Annotated in this window: 2 protein-coding genes; both read right to left on the bottom strand. The window is 71.8% G+C overall.

What is annotated here, in order from left to right:
* Positions 1-185: hypothetical protein (locus tag BCD48_RS21990; protein ID WP_491677161.1), on the bottom strand; the 185-nt coding region annotated here is incomplete at its 3' end.
* A gap of 144 nt (positions 186-329) precedes the next feature.
* The coding region (locus tag BCD48_RS21985; RefSeq protein WP_071050287.1) for an amidase at positions 330-1,289 on the bottom strand (960 nt) is incomplete at its 5' end.

Genomic DNA, 1,289 nt, shown 5'->3' with positions numbered 1-1,289 from the left:
GCCAGCTCCTCGTCCGCCTTCGCCGCCGCCGCCAGCGCCAGCTCGTCAAACCGGACGATGTAGGTTCCGATCTTTCCGTCCAGCCGGTCGGCGGCCTCGATACACGCCTGGGTCAACGCGACGCTGGTAGTCGCGCCGGACCGCAGCGCGGCCGCCGCATCCTTGATCGTCATGGGGTCCGTCATCGGTGCGGTCCTTCCAGTTCAGCCAGCTGCCGGGTTGGGGAGGGATGGGCGTGCGTTCGGACGAAGTGCCGCGGCGGTCGGGCCGACCAGTCGGCCGTTCAGCCGGGCGGCCGGCGGCCGGGCGGCGCGGGACGGCTCGGCGCGTCAGGCGAACGCCGGCTCGTCGGCCACCAGCGGCGCGACCCGCAGGTGCCAGTCGGTGGCCAGTTGGTAGGCGTGGCCGGCGTTGAAGACCGCGGTCTCCTCGAAGGGGCGGCCGGTCAGCTGCATCGACAGCGGCGTTTCCTCGGAGCCGAAGCCGATCGGGATGCACATGGCCGGATGGCCAGTGGCGTTCCAGACCGGGGTCATGACATGTCCGATGATCTTGTCGAAGTCGAGGTCGTCGAGCTTCAGCGCGCCCGACGACGTCGACGGTGTGAGCACGAGATCCACCTCGGTGAACAGCTCGGCCATCCGGCGCTGCCCGACCCGGCGCAGGCGCTGCATCTGGACGTAGTCGGCGCCGCTGATGAAGGCGCCCTGGGCGAGGGTGAGCCGGGTCGTCCGGCCGTAGTCCGCCCAGCGCTCGGCCAGGTCTCCACGCTGGTAGGCCAGCGCCTCGGCCATCATCGTGCGCTGGCAGGCGTCCGTGAGCTCCTGGTAGAGCGGAACGGTGATCGGCACGATCTGCGCGCCGGCCGCCACCAGCACGTCGGCGGCCGCCCGCATCCGGTCGGAGAGCACCGGGTCGCGGTATGGGGCGGTGTTCTCCAGCAGGTCCAGGCCGATCCGCACCCCGGCCAGCGAACCGGTGATCCCGGCCGCATAGTCGGGGACCGGCACGTCCACGGTGCACGGGTCGGAGCTGTCGAACCCGGCCAGCACCTGGAGCAGCAGCGCGCAGTCGTAGGCGCTGCGGGCCATCGGCCCGATGTGGTCGAGGCTGTTGCCCAGCGGGGTGCAGCCCGACTTCGGCACCCGGCCAAAGGTCTGCTTCATCCCGGAGATCCCGCACAGTGCCGCCGGCCAGCGGATCGAGCCGCCGGTGTCGGTGCCGAGCCCGCCGAGGAACATCCCGGCCGCGACGCCGTTGCCGGTGCCCGAGCTGGAGCCACCCGGCGT

Origin of the sequence: Pseudofrankia coriaricola (assembly GCF_001854805.1) — a bacterium.
GTDB lineage: Bacteria > Actinomycetota > Actinomycetes > Frankiales > Frankiaceae > Pseudofrankia.
This window is presented reverse-complemented; position numbering and strand designations above follow the sequence as displayed.